This is a genomic window from Streptomyces sp. NPDC032822 (assembly GCF_055578825.1).
In genome coordinates, this window is the sequence record NZ_JBVIOL010000005.1 from 305,366 (window position 1) to 322,644 (window position 17,279).

The following is a 17,279-nucleotide window of genomic DNA, read 5'->3' on the forward strand; positions in this document are numbered from 1 at the left end:
GCACCCCTGTCACCGGGCGAACCGGTAGCCGAAGCCGCGCACGGTCTGGATGTAGCGGGGCTCGCGCGGCGGTTCGCCCATCTTGGAGCGCAGCCGTTTGACGCAGGCGTCCACCAGGCGGGCGTCCCCGTGGTAGCTGTGCTCCCAGACCGCCTCCAGGAGTTGCTGCCGGCTGAACACCTGGCCGGGCGAGGCCGACAGGATGAGCAGCAGCCGCAGTTCGGAGGGGGCGAGCGGGACCGGCACGCCCTGCCGGGTGACGGAGAGCCCGGCCCGGTCGATGGTCAGGTCTCCGTAGGTGTCGATCTTCGGTATGCCGCCCTCGGCGGGTGCGCCGGCCGCCCGGCGCAGGACGGCACGGATACGTGCCTCCAGGACCCGGGCCTGCACGGGCTTGACCACGTAGTCGTCCGCTCCGGCCTCCAGCCCGACGACGATGTCCTCGTCGTCGCCCCGGGCGGTCGCCATGATGATCGGCAGCGTCTGGTCGAGGGCGCGCATCCGGCGGCACACGTCGAGGCCCGGTATGCCGGGCAGCATCAGGTCCAGCACCACGACGTCCGGCCGGAAGGACCGCAGCCGCTCCAGCCCGTCCTCCCCGCTGCCGGCGGCGGCGACCTCGTGTCCCTGGCGGCGCAGGGCGAGCACGACACCCTCCCGCACGGCCCGGTCGTCTTCGATCAGCAGAACGCGTGGCATGGGCCCAGTATCGTTTCGCGCTCCGCCCGCCCGGGGCCCTGTTACCGGATGATCACATGGCAGCCCGACGGCAACCCGTTGCCGTTTCGTTACCATCCGGGCCAGAACCGATCACATCGCGGCCACAATCTGAACGGCCATGAGCGCGAACCGATCATCCTCGACTCCCAACCGCCGCCGTAGGAGCGGCCCTTCACATGCATCGGCGGGCGGGCGGAGAGCTCACGGAGGGCGCAGGGCGCGCAGAGGACGCGGAGGGCTGTGGGGCGGGGCTGCCGCGCTGGCCCTGCTCGGGGTCGCCGGCTTCGCGGCCGTGGGATGGACGTTCGGCGATCAGGGGGACGAGGGACCAGCGGCCCGGGGCGAGCCCACCGGGCGCGAGACGTCCCGCTCGTTATCGCCGACTCCCTCCACCAGTCCCCCCACCGGCCGCGCCACCGGTCCGTCCGCGAGCCCGGCGGACGACGTCGGCGAGAACCCCGCCGAGGAGGACATCCCGGCCACCGGGACCGGCACGTTCACCGTCGCGACCGGCGGCAGCGCCAAGGTGGGCAAGGGGACGGCGCTGCGCTACCGGGTCGACGTCGAGGACAGCCTCGACCTGTCCGCCGCGGACGTCGCCCGCCAGGTGGAGCGTGTCCTGGCCGACCGGCGCGGCTGGACGGCGGACGGCCGCTCGGCGTTCCAGCGGGTGTCGGGCGGCGCCACCGACTTCGTCGTCAAGGTCGCGACGCCCGGCACCGTAGACAAGATCTGCGGGGAGTACGGGCTGAACACCGGCGGCGAGGTCAACTGCAACGTGGCCGAGAACGTCATGGTCAACCTCAAGCGCTGGCTGCTGGCCACCCCCGTCTACGCCAAGGACGTCACGGCCTACCGCGCGCTGATCATCAACCACGAGGTCGGCCACTTCCTCGGCCACGGCCATGTCGACTGCCCCGGCCCGGGGAAACCGGCCCCGGCGATGATGCAGCAGATCAAGGGCATGCACGGCTGCGAGCCCAACATCTGGCCGTACGACGAGAAGGGGCGGTACCTCACCGGTCCCGCCGTCTCCTGACCCCGGCCCGCCGGTGCTCAGCGCTGGTAGCGGGCCAGCACCAGATTGCCGTCCTCCTCCAGGCGTTCACGCAGCTCCGCGAGGTCGATCGCGCCGCTGTAGTACTCCTGGAAGGCGGGTGTGGCGACCTTGTCCTTCCACTCCGGATAGCCGCGCACGGACTGCGCGGGCGCCGGGCGCAGTCGCGCGGCGAGGGCGGTGCCGGTGGACCAGCCGTCCTTCGCGGTGCGCAGGGCCGGGTCCCGGAGCGCCCGGGTGCCGGTGGGCAGCATCCAGTCGCCGAGGGCGAGGCGGACCATGTTCTCGGGCCGCAACAGGAAGTCGAGGAAGGCGACGGCCTCCTTCTTGTGCGGGCTGTCCTCGGCGACGGACAGGGTCTGCGGGCTGACACCCTGGGTGAGCCCGCCGGCGCCGGCCGGGGCGGGCAGCACCTGCCACGCGAACCCCTTGGGCGCCTGCTGGGCGATCTGCTGCCGGTAGGAGAAGCCGAGCGGGACCATCGCGTACTTCCCGCCGAAGAAGCCGGGCAGGGTGTCCGAGCCGCCGCTGCCGAGCGTGGTGGGCGAGGCGCTGTGGTCGGTGTTCGCCTGGTCGTGGATCGTGCGCGGCACGGTCTCGTCGGCCTCGTCGAACCGGACGGTGACCTTGCCGTCGGCGCCCCGGTGGAAGAGCTGTCCGCCGGCCGACAGGGAGAGGTTGAGGGTGGCGGAGACGGGCTCCTTGAGGGGCCAGGCCACGCCGTACTTCCCGTCGCCGCTGAGCCGGTCGGTGATCTGCCGGAACTCCGGCCAGCTCCACGGCCGTCCGGGGGTCGGGATCCGTACGCCGGACTCCTTGAGCCAGGTGGCGTTGGCGAGGAGGACCCGCGGCTCCTGGAGGAACGGCACGCCGTAGATGCCGTCGTCGAAGGTGGCCGTGTCCCAACTGCGCTGCGGGATGTCCGACTTGAGCCGCGCGGGCAGCAGGTCGGTCAGATCGGCGAGATAGCCGCCGTACGCGAAGTCGGCGAGGTCGTCGGAGGCGTCGTGGATGATGTCCGGGGCCTCACCGCCCTCGAAGGAGGTGAGCAGCTGGTCGTGAACGCTGTCCCAACTCCCCTGGACGTACTCGATCTTGACGTCCGGATGGGTCGCGTTCCACTCCTTCACCAGCTCCTGGTTGACCTCGACGGACTCCTCCTGCCAGGCCAGCGACTGGAAGCGGAGGGTGACCCGGCCGTCCGGGTCCGGGCCGCCGCCGCTGGTGCAGCCGGCCAGCAGCAGAACGAGGACGCCGATCCCGACGATCCATCGTGTGCGCATCAGCTCTTCACCGCCCCGGTGAGCATGCCGCCCGTGATCCGCCGTTGGATGATCGCGAAGACGACCAGTGAGGGAAGGGTGGCGAGGAAGGCGGCGGCGGCCAGCGGGCCGAGGTCGGCGACGCCCTCCGCGCCGATGAAGTGGGTGAGGACGACCGGCAGGGTCTGCTTCTCCGGTGTCTTCAGGAGCACGAGCGCGAAGAAGAACTCGTTCCACGCGGTGATGAACGCGAACAGCCCGGTCGCCACGATCCCCGGCGCGAGCAGCGGCGCCGTCACCGACACCAGGGTCCGCAGCCGCCCGGCCCCGTCGACCGCCGCCGCCTCCTCCAGTTCGGTGGGTACGGCACGGACGTACCCGACGAGCATCCACAGCGCGAACGGCAGCGCCCACACCACGTACACCATGACCAGCCCCGTCAGGGAGTTGATCATCCGCAGGTTCTTCAGCACCAGGAACAGCGGGATGATCACCAGCACCAGCGGGAAGGCCTGGCTGACCACCACCCATCCCGTGGCGGCCTTCGCCAGCCGGGTGCGGTGGCGGGCCATGACGTAGGCGAGCGGGGTCGCGATCAGTACGGCGATCAGTGCGGCGCCGAGCGCGGCGAGCAGGGAGTTGCCCGCGGCGCGCAGCAGCGGCTGTTCGTCGAAGGCCTGCCGGAAGTTGTCGAGGGTGGGGTCCCGCGGGATCCAGGTGGGGTGCAGACTGCCCAGTTCCCGGGGCGACTTGAAGGCCGTGGAGACCAGCCAGAGGAACGGGAAGGCGAGGAAGACGAGATAGGCGAGCAGGGCGGCGTACTGGCCCACGCGGCCTCCGGTACTGGTCCTCATGCCTCGTCACCTCCCCTGAGCCGGGCCACCAGGAAGAGGGCCAGCAGTACCGAGATCACGGCGACCATCACACAGCCCATCGCCGCCGCGTAGCCGAACTGGCCGTAGCGGAAGGCCTCTTCGTAGGCGAAGAGCATGGGCAGCCGGGTGCGTCCGCCGGGGCCGCCGCTGGTCAGCACGTAGACCAGGGCGAAGGAGTTGAAGTTCCAGATGAAGTTGAGGGCCGTGATGGCGAGCGCGACCGGCCTCAGGGCGGGCCAGGTGACGGTCCGGAAGCGCCGCCAGGCGCCGGCGCCGTCCATCGCCGCCGCCTCGTGGAGTTCGCGCGGGGTGTTCTGCAGGCCGGCGAGCAGGGCGACCGTCGTCTGCGGCATACCGGCCCAGACCCCCACGACGATCACCGCGGGCAGGGCGGTCCCGAGGCCGCTGAGCCAGTCCCGGCCGTCGCCGAGACCGAGGCCGCGCAGGGTCTCGTTGAGGACACCCGCGTCCGGGTTGTAGACGAGCCGCCACATCACACCGACGACGACCTCCGGCATGGCCCACGGGATGATCGCCAGGGCGCGGGCCAGCCAGCGCAGCCTCAGCTCCTGATTCAGCAGCAGGGCGAGACCGAGCGCGAGCAGGAACTGCGGGACGGTCACCCCGACCGCCCAGACCAGGCCGATCCGGAACGACTCCCAGAACAGGGTGTCGTGCAGCAGATCCGTGAAGTTGAGCCCGCCGATCCACCGGGTGGGCCGGGTGCGGCCCGACTGGGCGTCGGTGAAGGCCAGCAGGATCCCGTAGAGCAGGGGGCCGACGCTCAGCACCAGGATCGGGATCAGCGCGGGCAGCACCAGGAACCAGGCCCCGTGGTCCGGCGGCCGACGGCCTCCGGCGGCGCGCGGCGCACCCGGCGCCGACCGCTTCGTCGCGGTCCCCAAGGTCACGTGATCGGCTCCTTCGCGCGGCTCGCGACGATCGGCCCCGGCGGGCCCCCGTCATGGTCGTGAACGCGTTGTACGCCGTCAAGGCACCGCGCACACGGCACGACCTGTGCGAATGCGAGACTGTCCGGCGAAGTGGTGGGATCAGGACAGGCCGGGGCCGGACACGGAGGCGGGCGTATGGACGAGGTACGGGCGCGGGAGGTCCTGGCCGCGGCGGGGGTGCTGCCCGGTCCGGCACGGGACGCTCGGCTGCTCGCCCTGGGCGAGAACGCGGTGTTCGCCGCCGGTGACCTGGCCGTCAAGGTGGGCCGCGACGCCGAGGTCCTGGACCGCGCACGCCGTGAACTGGACATCGCGGCATGGCTGGAAGAGGCGGGTGTGCCCGCGGTCCGCGCGGCCGAGCCCGAGGCGCTCCTGGTCGAGGGACATCCGGTGACCGTGTGGCACCGGCTCCCCGATCCGCTGCGCCCCGCCGAACCCCGCGACCTGGCCGGACTGCTCCGGCTGGTCCACGCCCTGCCCGCCCCGTCGTTCACCCTGCCGCCCCGCGAACTGCTGGGCGGTGTGGAGCGCTGGCTGCGGCTCGCCGGCGACGCGATCGACCCGGCCGACGCGGCCTATCTGCGGGAGCGGCGGGACGGGTTCGCGACGGCCGCGTCCGCGCTGACACCCTCGCTGCCGCCGGGTCCGATCCACGGCGACGCGCTGCCCCGCAATGTGCAGGTCGGTCCGGACGGCCCGGTCCTGGTCGATCTGGAGACCTTCTCCGCCGACCTGCGCGAACACGACCTGGTGGTGATGGCCCTCTCCCACGACCGCTACGGACTGACGCGCGAGGCGTACGACTCGTTCACCGGGACGTACGGCTGGGATGTCCGGGAGTGGCCCGGGTGTTCGGTGCTTCGGGGCGCCCGGGAGACGGCGAGCTGCGCGTGGGTGGCGCAGCACGCGCCGAGCAACCCGAAGGCGCGGGCGGAGTTCGAGCGCCGGGTGGCGTCTCTGCGCGACGGCGACGAGACGGTGCGCTGGTATCCGTTCTGAGCGCCTGGCGTCCGGGGGTCGTGGCCGGTTCGGCGGCTGCGGGTCGCCGGGGACGGTCGCGCGCACGCGGCGGAGCCGCATGTCGATTCAGTCCCGCGCCCCTGGGTGGGTCGTGTCCCCCTGGATCGTTCGTGCCGCCCGTCCCAGTTCCGTCAGGACCGTGCGGACCGCGCTTCTGGCCGTGCGCTCGGGGCGGTGCAGGGCGTCGATGTGACGGCGGGCCTGTACGCCGCTCAAGGGGCGCAGGGTCACGGCAGGGTGAGGGCGCATCGTCCAGCGGGGCATCAGGGCGAGGCCGCCGCCCGCGGCGACGATCTCGGCGACCACCGCGAACTCGTTGACGCGGTGGGCGAGATGGAGCCGTCGGCCCGCCGCGGCGGCGATGGCCTCGATGGTGGCCAGCACCGGGAACCCGTCGTGCACGGTGATCCACGGCGCGTCGGCGACGTCCCGCGGGGTCACCCGGCGTCGGGCGGCCAGCGGGTGGTCCGCGGGCATGGCCACGTCCAGCGGCTCGCGCAGCAGGGTCGTCACGGTCACCGTGTCCGGCCAGGCCGGGGCGTGGTCGAGTCGGTGGGCCAGGACGATGTCGTACTCCCGGGTGAGCCGGGGGAAGTCCTCCTGCGGGACGTCCTCGTCGGACAGTCGGGGCACCGGGGCGCCGGGGCCGGCGAGCGCGCGCAGCAGGGGCGGGAAGAACGCCGCTCCGGCGCTGTGGAACGCCGCCACCGACACCTCGCCGTCCGGCCGCGCCACGAACTCCTCGACCGCGTGCCGGGCCCGTGCCAGTGCCGTCTCCACCTCCACGGCCGCGCCCGCGAGGACCTGCCCGGCGTCCGTGAGCACCAGCCGCCGCCCGTCGCGCTCGGTCAGCGGCACCGGGATCGACCGCTGGAGCAGGCGCAGCTGCTGGGAGATCGCCGACGGGGTCACGAGCAGCGCCTCGGCGACCGCGGTGACACTGCCCAGTTCGCCCAGCTCCCGCAGGATCCGCAACTGTCGTTCGTCCACCCCCTCAGTGTAGAAGGACTCTGTAGGACTGCTAAAAGATCGTTTTAGAAAGTGGCTCTGGGCTTCAGTGGCCCGGTCGGTGCACCGTGGGCGGGTGTCCGACGCCCGCCGTACCGATGCGGTACTCCTGCTGGTCGCGCTCGTCTGGGGTTCCAGCTATCTGTCCGCCCAGACCGCCACCGCGACCCTCCCCGTCCTGCTGGTCCTCCTCGCCCGGTACGCCCTGTCCGCCCTCGCCTGCCTCGGGCTCGTGGCCGCCCGCTCCGGCTCCCGGACCGGATCCCTGCGCGAGTCCCGGAAACGATCCCGCCGCTGGACCCGTGCCGAGCTCCGGGCCGGTGTGCCGCTGGGGGTGACGCAGGCCGCCGTCCTGGTCGTGGAGACCTATGGCGTCGCCCACACCACGGCCGCCAACGCGGGGCTGATCATCAGCCTGACCATCGTCCTCACCCCCTTCCTCGACCGCGGCGGGCGGCGGGGCGGTCTGCCGCCCGCCTTCTACGCCGCGGCGGGTCTGTGCGTCCTGGCCGTCGGGCTGCTCATGTCCGGCAACGGGTTCCACGCGCCGCGCCTCGGCGACCTGCTGATGCTGGCCGCGGCGTTCGTCCGGGCGGCGCACGTGGCTCTGGTCGGCCGGCTCACCGCGGGCCGGGCGATCCGGCCGCTGCATCTGACGACGGTGCAGACCCTGGTCGGCTCGGCCCTGTTCCTGGTACCGGCCGCGCCCGAGCTGCCCCTGCTGGCCCGCGCCGACACCGCGACCTGGACGCAGTTGGTCTATCTCGCCCTGTTCTGCAGTGTGTTCGCCTTCCTCGCCCAGACCTGGGCGGTCCAGCGCACCTCCGCGAGCCGGGCCAGCCTGCTGCTGGGCACGGAGCCGATCTGGGCCGCGGCGGTGGGTATCGTCCTGGCCGGGGAGCACTTCACCCCGCTCACCGGCCTCGGTGCGGCCCTGATGGTCGCCGGCACCTACTGGGGCCAGGCGGTGGAACGCGCCCACCGGTCGGCGGTGGCCCCGCCGAAGACCGCGTCTCGGTCCCCCGCCGTCGAACCCGCACCGCCCCCGCCGGCGCCCGTCGGGAGCATCGCGCAGGAGTGAGGGCCAGGTCGCTCAGACCGTCTCGTCCGCCGGTTCCCGCAGGGGCCAGGTGCCGTCGATCACCGCGTCCGTCTCGCCCTTGCGGCGCAGGAAGCTCTGGAAGTCCGCCGCCCATTCGGCATACCACTCGATCTGGCGGAGGTGCAGCTCCGCCGGTCCGAGGGCCGCGATCTTGCTGTGCCGGTCGGCTATCGCGCAGGCCAGCCGGGCCGCGGCGAGGGCGTCGGCCGAGGCGTCGTGGGCGGCGTCGAGCCGGACGCCGTACTCCGTGCAGACCGCTTCGAGGTTGCGCTTGCCGCGGCGGTAGCGGTCGGCCCAGCGGTCGATGGTGTACGGGTCGACGACCGGGGCGGGGTCGATGCCGCCGAGGCGCTCGCGCAGGGACGGCAGGCCGTACCTGCGCAGTTCGGCGGAGAGCAGGCTCAGGTCGAAGGCCGCGTTGTAGGCGACGACCGGGACGCCGGTCTTCCAGTACGTCACGAGGACGTCCGCGACGGCGTCCGCGACCTGGTCGGCGGGGCGGCCCTCGGCGGTGGCGCGCTCGTTGCTGATGCCGTGCACCGCCACCGCGTCCGCCGGGATCTCCACGCCCGGATCCGCCAGCCACTCCCGGCGTCCGACCGGCTGTCCGTCCCTGACCTCGATCACGGCCGCCGTGACGATGCGTGCCTCGTTCGGATCGGTGCCTGTCGTCTCCAGGTCGAAGCCGATCAGCAGCTCCCGGTGCCAGCCCATGGGTGGTCCCCCTTCTTGGTGGTGCTTTCCCCCAGTGGTCTCCACCTTCGCACGGGCCACTGACAATCCGAGGAGCGCGTTCCGCTTGCCGGACCGGGACGGCCCTGAGGACGGGGACGGTTCAGGACACCGGACGCGAATCCGCCCAGGACACCTCGAACTCCTCGCGGTAGGTGGGAAAAAGGCCCGCCTCGTCGATTTCGCCCGACTTGACCAGCTTGCTCCCACCGCGCAGCACCAGGACCGGTGCCTCCATGCCCCGCGAGCGCCGCAGATAGGACTGCACCACGGCGACACCGTCCGTGCCGTCGCCGTCCACCAGGTACGCGGTGAAGCGGGGTGTCTCGTCGTAGACCTGGATCTCGAAGGCTCCGGGGTCGCGCAGTTTGGAGCGCACCCGGCGCATGTGCAGGATGTTCATCTCGACCGCGCGGCTCATCTCGCCCCGCTTGAGGCCGAGTTCGCGCTCGCGGCGCTTGACCGCGCTGGACGCCGGGTTGAGGAAGAGCAGCCGGACCCGGCAGCCCGACTCGGCCAGCCGCACCAGGCGGCGGCCGGAGAAGTTCTGCACGAGCAGGTTGAGGCCGATACCGACGGCGTCCAGCCGGCGGGCGCTGCCGAAGATGTCCTCCGCGGGGAACCGGCGCAGCAGCCGTACCCGGTCGGAGTGCACGGCGACCACGTCGCCGTACCGGTCGCCGACGAGGTCCTCGACCGCGTCGACGGGCAGTCGGCGCGCGGAGGGCACGTCGCCGGCCGTGCCGAGTATCTCCAGCAGTTTGGCGGAGGCCCGCTCGGCCTGGCCGAGGACGGCCTCGGACAGGGCCCGGTTGCGCGAGACGACGTTGCGGGTGACCTCCAGCTCGTCCAGGGCGAGTTCGACGTCCCGGCGCTCGTCGAAGTACGGCTCGAAGCACGGCCAGTGCTGCACCATCAGCTCGCGCAGCTGGGGCAGGGTGAGGAAGCTGAGGACGTTGTCGTCGGCCGGGTCGAGCAAGTAGCCCTTGCGTCGGCTGACTTCGCGGACGGCGACCGCGCGCTGCACCCACTCCTGCCCGGCGGGGCCGGCGGCGGCGACCACCCACTCGTCGCCGTGGACGGGTTCGTAGATGGGCCGCAGAACGGCGGCCACGACCGCGCGCAGCCGCTGTTCGACGAGGTTCAGCCAGATGTAGGCCCGGCCGGCCCGCTGGGCGCGCGTACGCACCTCGCGCCAGGCGTCGGCGTCCCAGTCCAGCTCCGGCCCGATGGCACCCGCGTCCATGGGTCGGGCCAGGGACACCGTGCCGGGCGGGACGTCTGTGGAGTTCCCCTGGTGACTCTCGTCACCAGGGGGCAGCTCCAGCCCTCCCGAGCCCACCCGCGCACCGCCTTCCGCTCCCCCGAGCACTCCCCGTGTCAACGATCAAGGAAGGGTACTCCGGGAGCGGTCGGCGGTGCAGCCGGATGGACAGGGTCATTTCTCAACTACGAGGCTGCCAGTGGCCGTTCTGCCACGCGAGATCGGCGGGAGTGAGCGGATTCATAGCGGTGACGTCCCTCGGGGCGATGGAGAACCCCTGCCAGTGGATCGGCATGGGCTGCTGGTCCTCGTCCCGGGCTATGTGGTGGAAGCCGACGTTCATCCAGACGATCGGGTGGGTGAGGGTCTGGTCGTTGACCCATTTGTCGACGGACTTGCCGGTGCCGCCACAGCTGCCCGGATTGTTGCTGGCGAACAGCTGGCACTTGTTGTACTGAGTGAAATAGAGGTCGTGCTTGGTGTAACTGCGGCCCGGGTACTTGGTGGTGGTGCCGGGGACGATCTCGTACGACCGGGGGTGCCCGTCCTTGTTCTTGCCGGTCGCGCTGACCATCCGCCACCAGCGGTAGGCCTTGGCGTCGCCGGTGGTCTCCTTGGCGACCTTGGTGCGGGTGGTCTTGGTGGTCGGGGTCCGCGTGCCGCGGGTGGTGACGGCCGAGTCGTACTGCTCGACGCGGTTCTTGGAGGAGCCGTCGAGGGCGAAGTCCAGGCGCCAGAAGACGTTGTGGCTGTGGCTGGTGGCGGACGCCTTGGCGTTCTTGCCTATCGGCCAGCCGCGTCCGTCGCCGGAGTCGTAGTCCTCGTAGGAGAGGCTGCCGGTGGCGCCGACGTTCATGGTGATGGTGCCGTCGTCCTGGAAGCGCCACTCGGTCATGTACTCGTACCAGCCGACCTGGTTGACCGTGTAGACGAGGAGGTCCTTGCCCTGGGCCTGGTAGACCTTGTTGCTGAAGTTGTCCTGCATGCGGTAGGCGTGGCCGCGGGAACGGGTCGTGGTGCACAGGCCCTTGACGTTCGGGTTGTCCGGGTCGCCGTCCGGGACCTTGACGCTCTTGATGGTGCCGCCGGGGCACTCGGCCGGCGCCAGGTTCATCAGCCCCTGGGCGAAGTTGTAGCCCGTGAGGTCGTCGTACTCCCACTTCCCGTCGTCGTAGGGGACGTGGATCTGGCCGAGGCGGGCGCTGTTGAGGACCTTGATCGGCTTGGTCTCGCCCTTGGGCAGGTAGGAGACGTCGTCCAGGATGAGGCCGGCCTTGCCGTCGTAGCGCCAGCACATCTGCCAGGTCGTCCCGGTGGAGAGCTTCTGCTCGATGCGGTAGGCGGCGCTGCAGTCGGGTGCCGCCGCCGCGGCGGCTCTCGGCTGGGCGGCGGCCGGTCCGGTGCCGGTCGTCAGACCGGCGGCCAGCGCGGCCACGGCGAGGCCGACGGCCGTCCGCCTGCGGGCCCTGCTGGTTCCACGCGGCCCGGGGCCGCTCGAATACGTCACGCGCATGAAGAAATGACTCCCTCGCAGGAGGTGCGGTTTCGAAAGGTGGACGAAGGCGGGCTCAGCGGCCGAGGTCGGCGACCTTGCGGGTGCTCAGGTCGATCACCAGGTTCCTGGTGTCGATCCACGACCCGTTCTTGACCTTCGTGAACAGCCGTACGCAGCGGTGCTCGCCGCACTTGTCCAGGGCGGCCGGCTGGGCGCCCTCGGTGGCGCGGTAGATGCCGCCGCTCAGCGACAGCTGGTCCGGCGAGGTGAGTTCCTTGCCGATGGCGTCCTTGTAGTCCGCCCTGAGGCCCGCACCCAGCGGGTCGGCGATCAGGAGGGCGGCGGCCTCGATGTTCTCGGCCCGGCTCGGCGGCGGCTGGACGCCCCGCTGCTCGCCGGTCTGCACGACCTTGCCGGTGTCGAGGTCGACGGTCTTGGTGACGAGGGTGTCGTCCCGGTAGTCGTAGAACGTCACGTCGGCGCGCCGGGGCGGGTTCGCGGCGTCGCTCTGGTCGGCGTCGGGTTCGGCCAGGTCGACGGTGAGGCGCTGCGGGCCGCGCTCGCCCTCCACGTCCTCGCTGGCGTTGAACAACTGCTGGTTGACCGCGATCTGTTCGACCCGCTGGATCTCGTCGTCGGTCAGCGGGTCGGTGCCGTGACCCCGGTCGCCCTCGGCCGGTGCCTGTTCGACGACCCCGGGCGAGACGGCCGCGCCGTCCTGGCCCTGCTGCCCCTGCCCCTGTGCCGCCTGCTGCCCGGTACCGCCGCCGGCCTTCCCGCCGCCCGTGTCGTCGGCCCCCGCCGACCCGGGCAGGGTGATGGCGATCATCGCGGCGGTCGAGGCCACCGCGATGGCCGTGCCGGCCACCACCTTGCCGAGATGGCGGTGCACTGTGTCACGCACGTCTTGCCCCCACTCCCCCCATGTCCCGGACCTACGAGATCCCGGGAATCCGAATGTGCCCCACTGATTCGGCATACCGGCCACCGAAGGCGGGGTATGCACTGGTCGCCCGGTAAGAGGGGCGTAAGTCGGAGGTGGTTCCATCACTTTCGGGGACACTCGGGCCCAAGGCGCCCCAGCGGCGGCGGACACCTGAAAGAGTCGTATCCATGCAGGTCTGGCCTGGAGAGGCGTATCCGCTCGGCGCCACGTACGACGGCGCCGGCACCAACTTCGCGGTCTTCTCGGAGGCCGCGGACCGAGTAGAGCTGTGTCTGCTGCACGACGACGGCTCGGAAACGGCGGTGGAGCTGCGGGAGAGCGACGCGTTCGTCCGGCACGCGTATCTGCCCGGGATCATGCCGGGACAGCGGTACGGCTTCCGTGTACACGGGCCGAACGCCCCCGAGCGCGGACTGCGCTGCAACTCGGCGAAGCTGCTGCTCGACCCCTACGCGCGCGCGATCAGCGGTTCGATCCAGTGGGGCGAGGAGGTCTACGGCTACCACTTCGACGCCCCCGACCGGCGCAACGACCTGGACTCGGCGCCGCACATGATGACGTCGGTCGTGGTCAACCCCTACTTCGACTGGGGCGACGACCGGCGCCCACGCACCGAGTACCACCACACGGTGATCTACGAGGCCCACGTCAAGGGCCTCACGATGCGGCACCCGGGACTGCCGGAGGAGCTGCGCGGCACCTACGCCGCCCTCGCGCACCCGGCGATCATCGAGCACCTCACCGAACTGGGGGTCACGGCGCTGGAGTTGATGCCGGTCCACCAGTTCGTGAACGACCACCGGCTGGTCGACATGGGGCTGAACAACTACTGGGGCTACAACACCATCGGCTTCTTCGCCCCGCACAACGCGTACGCCTCCTGGGGCGACCGCGGCCAGCAGGTCCTGGAGTTCAAGTCGGCGGTGCGCGCGCTGCACGAGGCCGGTATCGAGGTCATCCTGGACGTGGTCTACAACCACACGGCCGAGGGCAACCACCTGGGCCCGACACTGTCCTTCAAGGGCCTGGACAACCCGCAGTACTACCGGCTGACGGACGATCCCCGCTACTACATGGACACCACGGGCACCGGGAACTCGCTGCTCATGCGGTCCCCGCACGTGCTCCAGCTGATCATGGACTCGCTGCGGTACTGGGTGACCGAGATGCACGTCGACGGGTTCCGCTTCGACCTCGCGGCCACCCTGGCACGGCAGTTCCACGAGGTGGACCGGCTGTCGTCGTTCTTCGACCTGGTCCAGCAGGACCCGGTGGTCTCCCAGGTGAAGCTGATCGCGGAGCCCTGGGACGTCGGCGAGGGCGGCTACCAGGTGGGCAACTTCCCGCCGCTGTGGACCGAGTGGAACGGCATGTACCGCGACACCGTGCGGGACATGTGGCGCGGCGAACCGCGCACGCTCGCGGAGTTCGCGTCCCGGCTGACGGGTTCGTCGGACCTGTACCAGGACGACGGGCGGCGCCCGCTCGCCTCGATCAACTTCGTCACCTGCCATGACGGTTTCACCCTGCACGACCTGGTCTCGTACAACGAGAAGCACAACCACGCCAACGGCGAGGACAACCGGGACGGCGAGAGCCACAACCGGTCCTGGAACTGCGGGGTGGAGGGCGAGACCGACGATCCGGCGGTGCGGGAGCTGCGGGCCCGGCAGATGCGGAACTTCATCGGCACGCTGCTGCTGTCCCAGGGCGTGCCGATGCTCAGCCACGGCGACGAGGTCGCGCGCACCCAGCGCGGCAACAACAACGCGTACTGCCTGGACAGCGAACTGGCCTGGGTCGAGTGGCCGGACGCCGAGGGGCCCGGCCGTGACCTGCTGGACTTCACCCGGTCGATCGTGCGGCTGCGCAAGGAGCATCCGGTGTTCCGCCGGCGGCGCTTCTTCCACGGCCGTCCCGTGGAGGGCACGCACGACGAGCTGTCGGACATCGCCTGGTTCACCCCGGAGGGCAAGGAGATGACCCAGCGGGACTGGGACCACTCGCAGGCGTCCGCGCTGGCGGTGTTCCTGAACGGCAACGCGATCTCCGAACCCGGCGCGCGCGGGGAGCGGATCAGCGACGACTCGTTCCTGATGATGTTCAACGCCTCGCCGAAGACCCTGGAGTTCGTGGTGCCGGTCAACCACGGCCGGCAGTGGCAGGTGCTGGTCGACACCGCCCGCACCGACGGGGTGCCCGCGGACACGGTCGGCAAGGTGCAGGCCGGGGACCGGCTGACGCTGGTGGACCGGAGCATGGTGGTGCTGCAGCGGCCGGTGTAGGAGCGCGGGCGGCGCGTCCGCGCGCGGCCGTATGGAGGGGCCGATGACACGAAAGGCGGCGGGGCGGGTACGTAGGTCTGCATGACACCTGAGCGACCTGACCCGGCAGTGCCGTCGGCCACCTACCGGCTGCAGTTGCAGCCCGAGTTCCCGTTCCCGGCCGCGGCGGCGGCCGTGCCGTACCTGGCCTCGCTCGGCGTCTCGCACCTGCATCTGTCGCCGGTCCTGGAGGCGGTCCCGGGCTCGGCGCACGGCTATGACGTCGTGGACCACGCGCGCGTACGCGAGGAACTGGGCGGTGAGGAGGGGCTGCGCGCGCTGGCCCGCACCGCGCGGGAGCACGGGCTCGGCCTGGTGGTGGACATCGTGCCCAACCACATGGCCATGGCCCCGCGGCACAACCACGCCCTGTGGGACGTCCTCGCCAAGGGCCCGAAGTCGCCGTACGCGCGCTGGTTCGACATCGACTGGGAGGCGCAGGGCGGGCAGGTGCTGCTGCCGGTGCTCGGGCAGCCGCTCGGCCGGGTGCTCGACCAGTTGGAGGTCGACGGGAGCCTGCTGCGCTACCACGACCACGTGTTCCCGCTGCGGGAGGGCACCGAGGAACTGCCGCTGCCCCGGCTGCTGGACGCGCAGTGGTACCGGCCGGTGTGGTGGCGGCTGGCCCGCACCGAGCTCAACTACCGGCGTTTCTTCAGCATCTCGGAGCTCATCGGGGTGCGGGTCGAGGACCCGGAGGTGTTCGACGCCACCCACGCCAAGATCCTGGAACTGCTGCGCGAAGGCGTGATCGACGGCCTGCGCGTCGACCACCCCGACGGCCTCGCCGACCCCGACGCCTACCTCCAGCGGCTGCACGGGGCGACCGGAGGCCGCTGGACGGTCGTGGAGAAGATCCTCGCGGACGGGGAGCCCCTGCCGGCCTCCTGGCCCGTCGCGGGCACCACCGGCTACGACGCCCTGCGGCATGTCGACGGCGTCTTCGCGGACCCGGCGGGGGCCGGTGAACTCCTCGGGCAGTATCGACGGTTCGCGGCTCCGCAGCCGGACCGGGGCGGGGACTGGGAGGCGACGGTACGGCGGGCCGCGTACAAGGTGCTCACCCACGAGCTGGCCGCCGAGACCGACCGGCTGACCCGGGCGGCGAGCAGGCTGTGCGCCGGGTCCGAGGAGCCCGCGCTGCGCGACCGGGCGCCCTGGGCGCTGCGCACCGCGCTGCTGGAACTCCTCGTCCGCCTGGAGGTGTACCGGCCGTACGCCTCGGGGGACGCGGCCCTGGTCGTCACGGAGGAGGCCGCGGCCGAGGCCCGGTCGGCGTTCCTGGTCCCCGAGGAGGCCGGCGCGGTCGACGTCGTCAGGGATCTGGTCCTGGGGCGGTACGGCGACGGGCCGGGGCAGGTGGAGTTCCGGACGCGGTTCGCGCAGACCTCCTCCGCGCTGCGGGCCAAGTCGGTGGAGGACACGGCGTTCTACCGCTATGTGCCGCTGCTGTCGGCGACCGAGGTGGGCGGCAACCCGGGGAGCCCGGCCGTGTCCCCGGAGGACTTCCACGCGTACTGCGCGCGCGTGCAGCGCGACTGGCCGCTGTCGGGGACGGCCGTGTCGACCCACGACACCAAGCGCAGCGCCGACGTACGGGCGGCGCTCGCCGTGCTCACCCAGTGCCCGCGGCGCTGGGCGGACGTGCTCGCCGAGGTCACCCGCACCGGTGAGGGCGTGCCGGACCCGCAGCTGGCGTGGGCGGCCTGGCAGACGGTGTTCGGCCTCGGCCTCGCGGCCCCGGAGCGGGTCCAGGAGGCCCTGTTGAAGCATGTGCGCGAGGCGGGCCTGCACACGAGCTGGACGGAGCAGGAGCCCGCGTACGAGGAGGCGGTGGCGGCGTTCGTCGCGGCGGGGCCGTGCGGGGCTCCCGGCGAGCGGGTGGCCGCCTTCCGGGAGCGGCTGGAGCCCCACGTCCGGGCCAACCTGCTCGGCACGGCCCTGGTCCACCTGACGATGCCGGGCGTGCCGGACGTCTACCAGGGCACCGAGAGCGAGTACCGCGCCCTGGTGGACCCGGACAACCGGCGGCCCGTGCGGTTCCCCCCGGAGAACCCCGGCCCCAAGGACGCGCTCACGCGCGCGGCGCTGGGCCTGCGGGCCCGGCGGCCCGATGCCTTCGGCGACTCGGCGACGTACGCGCCGCTGACCGCCGAGGGTCCGGCGGCGGCCCACTGTGTGGCGTTCGCCCGCTCGGGAGAGGTCCTCACGGCCGTGACCCGGCTGTCGCTGCGGCTGGCGGATGCGGGCGGCTGGCGGGACACGACGCTGCCGCTGCCGCCGGGCCGGTGGGCCGACGTCCTCGGACCGGAGCGGGAGTTCACGGGCCACGCGCGCGTGGCGGAGCTCTTCGAGGGGCTGCCGGTGGCGTTGCTGGAGCGGGTGGGGTGAGCCGGACGGGACGGGCAGGGCGGGTGGGGTGAGGTGCAGCGGGGGAGGCGGGGTGCGGCGTTCGGCGGGCTTTTTTGGCCGCCGTGTCCCGCTCGCCGCCTGCCCGTGTCCGCTCCCCCACTCCGGAGCG

General features: G+C 71.9%; 14 protein-coding genes. 5 read left to right on the forward strand and 9 right to left on the reverse strand.

Annotated features, from left to right (window positions below; genetic code table 11):
• Positions 1-9: 9 nt before the first annotated feature.
• A complete protein-coding gene (locus ACZ5VD_RS16960; protein ID WP_468548106.1) occupies positions 10-699 on the reverse strand; it encodes a response regulator in 690 nt (229 codons plus the stop codon).
• A 139-nt stretch (positions 700-838) separates the two neighbouring features.
• On the opposite strand from ACZ5VD_RS16960, the gene ACZ5VD_RS16965 reads away from it, so the two are divergent.
• Entirely contained in the window at positions 839-1,759 is a 921-nt protein-coding gene (locus tag ACZ5VD_RS16965; protein ID WP_468548107.1) for a DUF3152 domain-containing protein, read from the forward strand.
• A gap of 17 nt (positions 1,760-1,776) precedes the next feature.
• Here ACZ5VD_RS16965 and ACZ5VD_RS16970 read toward each other — a convergent pair whose 3' ends face one another.
• Genes ACZ5VD_RS16970 through ACZ5VD_RS16980 form a run of 3 tightly spaced genes read right to left on the reverse strand, consistent with a single transcriptional unit; the run spans position 1,777 to position 4,825 of the window.
• On the reverse strand, positions 1,777-3,060 hold the full coding sequence (locus tag ACZ5VD_RS16970) for an ABC transporter substrate-binding protein (protein ID WP_468682585.1): 1,284 nt from the start codon (positions 3,058-3,060) through the stop codon (positions 1,777-1,779).
• Positions 3,060-3,893, reverse strand: coding sequence for a carbohydrate ABC transporter permease (locus ACZ5VD_RS16975; protein ID WP_468548109.1), 834 nt, complete (start codon positions 3,891-3,893; stop codon positions 3,060-3,062). Before ACZ5VD_RS16975 ends, ACZ5VD_RS16970 begins: the two co-directional genes overlap by 1 nt.
• Positions 3,890-4,825: a carbohydrate ABC transporter permease gene (locus tag ACZ5VD_RS16980; RefSeq protein ID WP_468548110.1), complete on the reverse strand. Its 936-nt coding sequence runs from the start codon at positions 4,823-4,825 to the stop codon at positions 3,890-3,892. Before ACZ5VD_RS16980 ends, ACZ5VD_RS16975 begins: the two co-directional genes overlap by 4 nt.
• A gap of 177 nt (positions 4,826-5,002) precedes the next feature.
• Between ACZ5VD_RS16980 and ACZ5VD_RS16985 the strand changes: the two genes are divergently transcribed.
• Positions 5,003-5,866, forward strand: a complete 864-nt coding sequence (locus ACZ5VD_RS16985; RefSeq protein ID WP_468682586.1) for a phosphotransferase enzyme family protein — start codon at positions 5,003-5,005, stop codon at positions 5,864-5,866.
• Between the two features lie 87 nt (positions 5,867-5,953).
• Here the strand turns inward: ACZ5VD_RS16985 and ACZ5VD_RS16990 are convergent, their stop codons facing one another.
• Positions 5,954-6,877 (reverse strand): LysR family transcriptional regulator, encoded by a 924-nt coding sequence (locus ACZ5VD_RS16990; RefSeq protein ID WP_468682587.1) that lies wholly within the window; start codon positions 6,875-6,877, stop codon positions 5,954-5,956.
• 94 nt (positions 6,878-6,971) lie between these two features.
• Here ACZ5VD_RS16990 and ACZ5VD_RS16995 point away from each other — a divergent pair, with 94 nt between their 5' ends.
• Positions 6,972-7,976, forward strand: a complete 1,005-nt coding sequence (locus ACZ5VD_RS16995) for a DMT family transporter (RefSeq protein WP_468548113.1) — start codon at positions 6,972-6,974, stop codon at positions 7,974-7,976.
• Positions 7,977-7,988: 12 nt separating this feature from the next.
• Here ACZ5VD_RS16995 and ACZ5VD_RS17000 read toward each other — a convergent pair whose 3' ends face one another.
• The 4 genes from ACZ5VD_RS17000 to ACZ5VD_RS17015 form a co-directional block, all read right to left on the reverse strand.
• A complete protein-coding gene (locus ACZ5VD_RS17000) occupies positions 7,989-8,711 on the reverse strand; it encodes an exonuclease domain-containing protein (protein WP_468548114.1) in 723 nt (240 codons plus the stop codon).
• 121 nt (positions 8,712-8,832) lie between these two features.
• Positions 8,833-10,071: an SAV2148 family HEPN domain-containing protein gene (locus ACZ5VD_RS17005; RefSeq protein WP_468682682.1), complete on the reverse strand. Its 1,239-nt coding sequence runs from the start codon at positions 10,069-10,071 to the stop codon at positions 8,833-8,835.
• Positions 10,072-10,174: 103 nt separating this feature from the next.
• Positions 10,175-11,506: a copper amine oxidase gene (locus ACZ5VD_RS17010; protein ID WP_468682588.1), complete on the reverse strand. Its 1,332-nt coding sequence runs from the start codon at positions 11,504-11,506 to the stop codon at positions 10,175-10,177.
• A gap of 55 nt (positions 11,507-11,561) precedes the next feature.
• Complete coding sequence (locus ACZ5VD_RS17015; RefSeq protein WP_468682589.1) at positions 11,562-12,392, reverse strand: Tat pathway signal sequence domain protein; 831 nt, start codon at positions 12,390-12,392, stop codon at positions 11,562-11,564.
• Between the two features lie 209 nt (positions 12,393-12,601).
• Here ACZ5VD_RS17015 and glgX point away from each other — a divergent pair, with 209 nt between their 5' ends.
• Positions 12,602-14,719 carry a glycogen debranching protein GlgX gene (gene glgX, locus ACZ5VD_RS17020; RefSeq protein ID WP_468548117.1) on the forward strand — a complete coding sequence of 706 codons (2,118 nt, stop codon included), beginning with the start codon at positions 12,602-12,604 and terminating at the stop codon, positions 14,717-14,719.
• Positions 14,720-14,800: 81 nt separating this feature from the next.
• A complete protein-coding gene (treY, locus tag ACZ5VD_RS17025; RefSeq protein ID WP_468682590.1) occupies positions 14,801-17,149 on the forward strand; it encodes a malto-oligosyltrehalose synthase in 2,349 nt (782 codons plus the stop codon).
• Positions 17,150-17,279: the final 130 nt, after the last annotated feature.

Excerpts from the sequence above, each read along its gene's own strand:
- glgX (WP_468548117.1), top strand. The coding sequence starts at position 12,602 with ATGCAGGTCTGGCCTGGAGAGGCGTATCCGCTCGGCGCCACGTACGAC.
- ACZ5VD_RS16960 (WP_468548106.1), bottom strand. The coding sequence starts at position 699 with ATGCCACGCGTTCTGCTGATCGAAGACGACCGGGCCGTGCGGGAGGGT.
- ACZ5VD_RS16965 (WP_468548107.1), top strand. The coding sequence starts at position 839 with ATGAGCGCGAACCGATCATCCTCGACTCCCAACCGCCGCCGTAGGAGC.
- ACZ5VD_RS16970 (WP_468682585.1), bottom strand. The coding sequence starts at position 3,060 with ATGCGCACACGATGGATCGTCGGGATCGGCGTCCTCGTTCTGCTGCTG.
- ACZ5VD_RS16975 (WP_468548109.1), bottom strand. The coding sequence starts at position 3,893 with ATGAGGACCAGTACCGGAGGCCGCGTGGGCCAGTACGCCGCCCTGCTC.
- treY (WP_468682590.1), top strand. The coding sequence starts at position 14,801 with ATGACACCTGAGCGACCTGACCCGGCAGTGCCGTCGGCCACCTACCGG.
- ACZ5VD_RS16985 (WP_468682586.1), top strand. The coding sequence starts at position 5,003 with ATGGACGAGGTACGGGCGCGGGAGGTCCTGGCCGCGGCGGGGGTGCTG.
- ACZ5VD_RS17000 (WP_468548114.1), bottom strand. The coding sequence starts at position 8,711 with ATGGGCTGGCACCGGGAGCTGCTGATCGGCTTCGACCTGGAGACGACA.
- ACZ5VD_RS17010 (WP_468682588.1), bottom strand. The coding sequence starts at position 11,506 with ATGCGCGTGACGTATTCGAGCGGCCCCGGGCCGCGTGGAACCAGCAGG.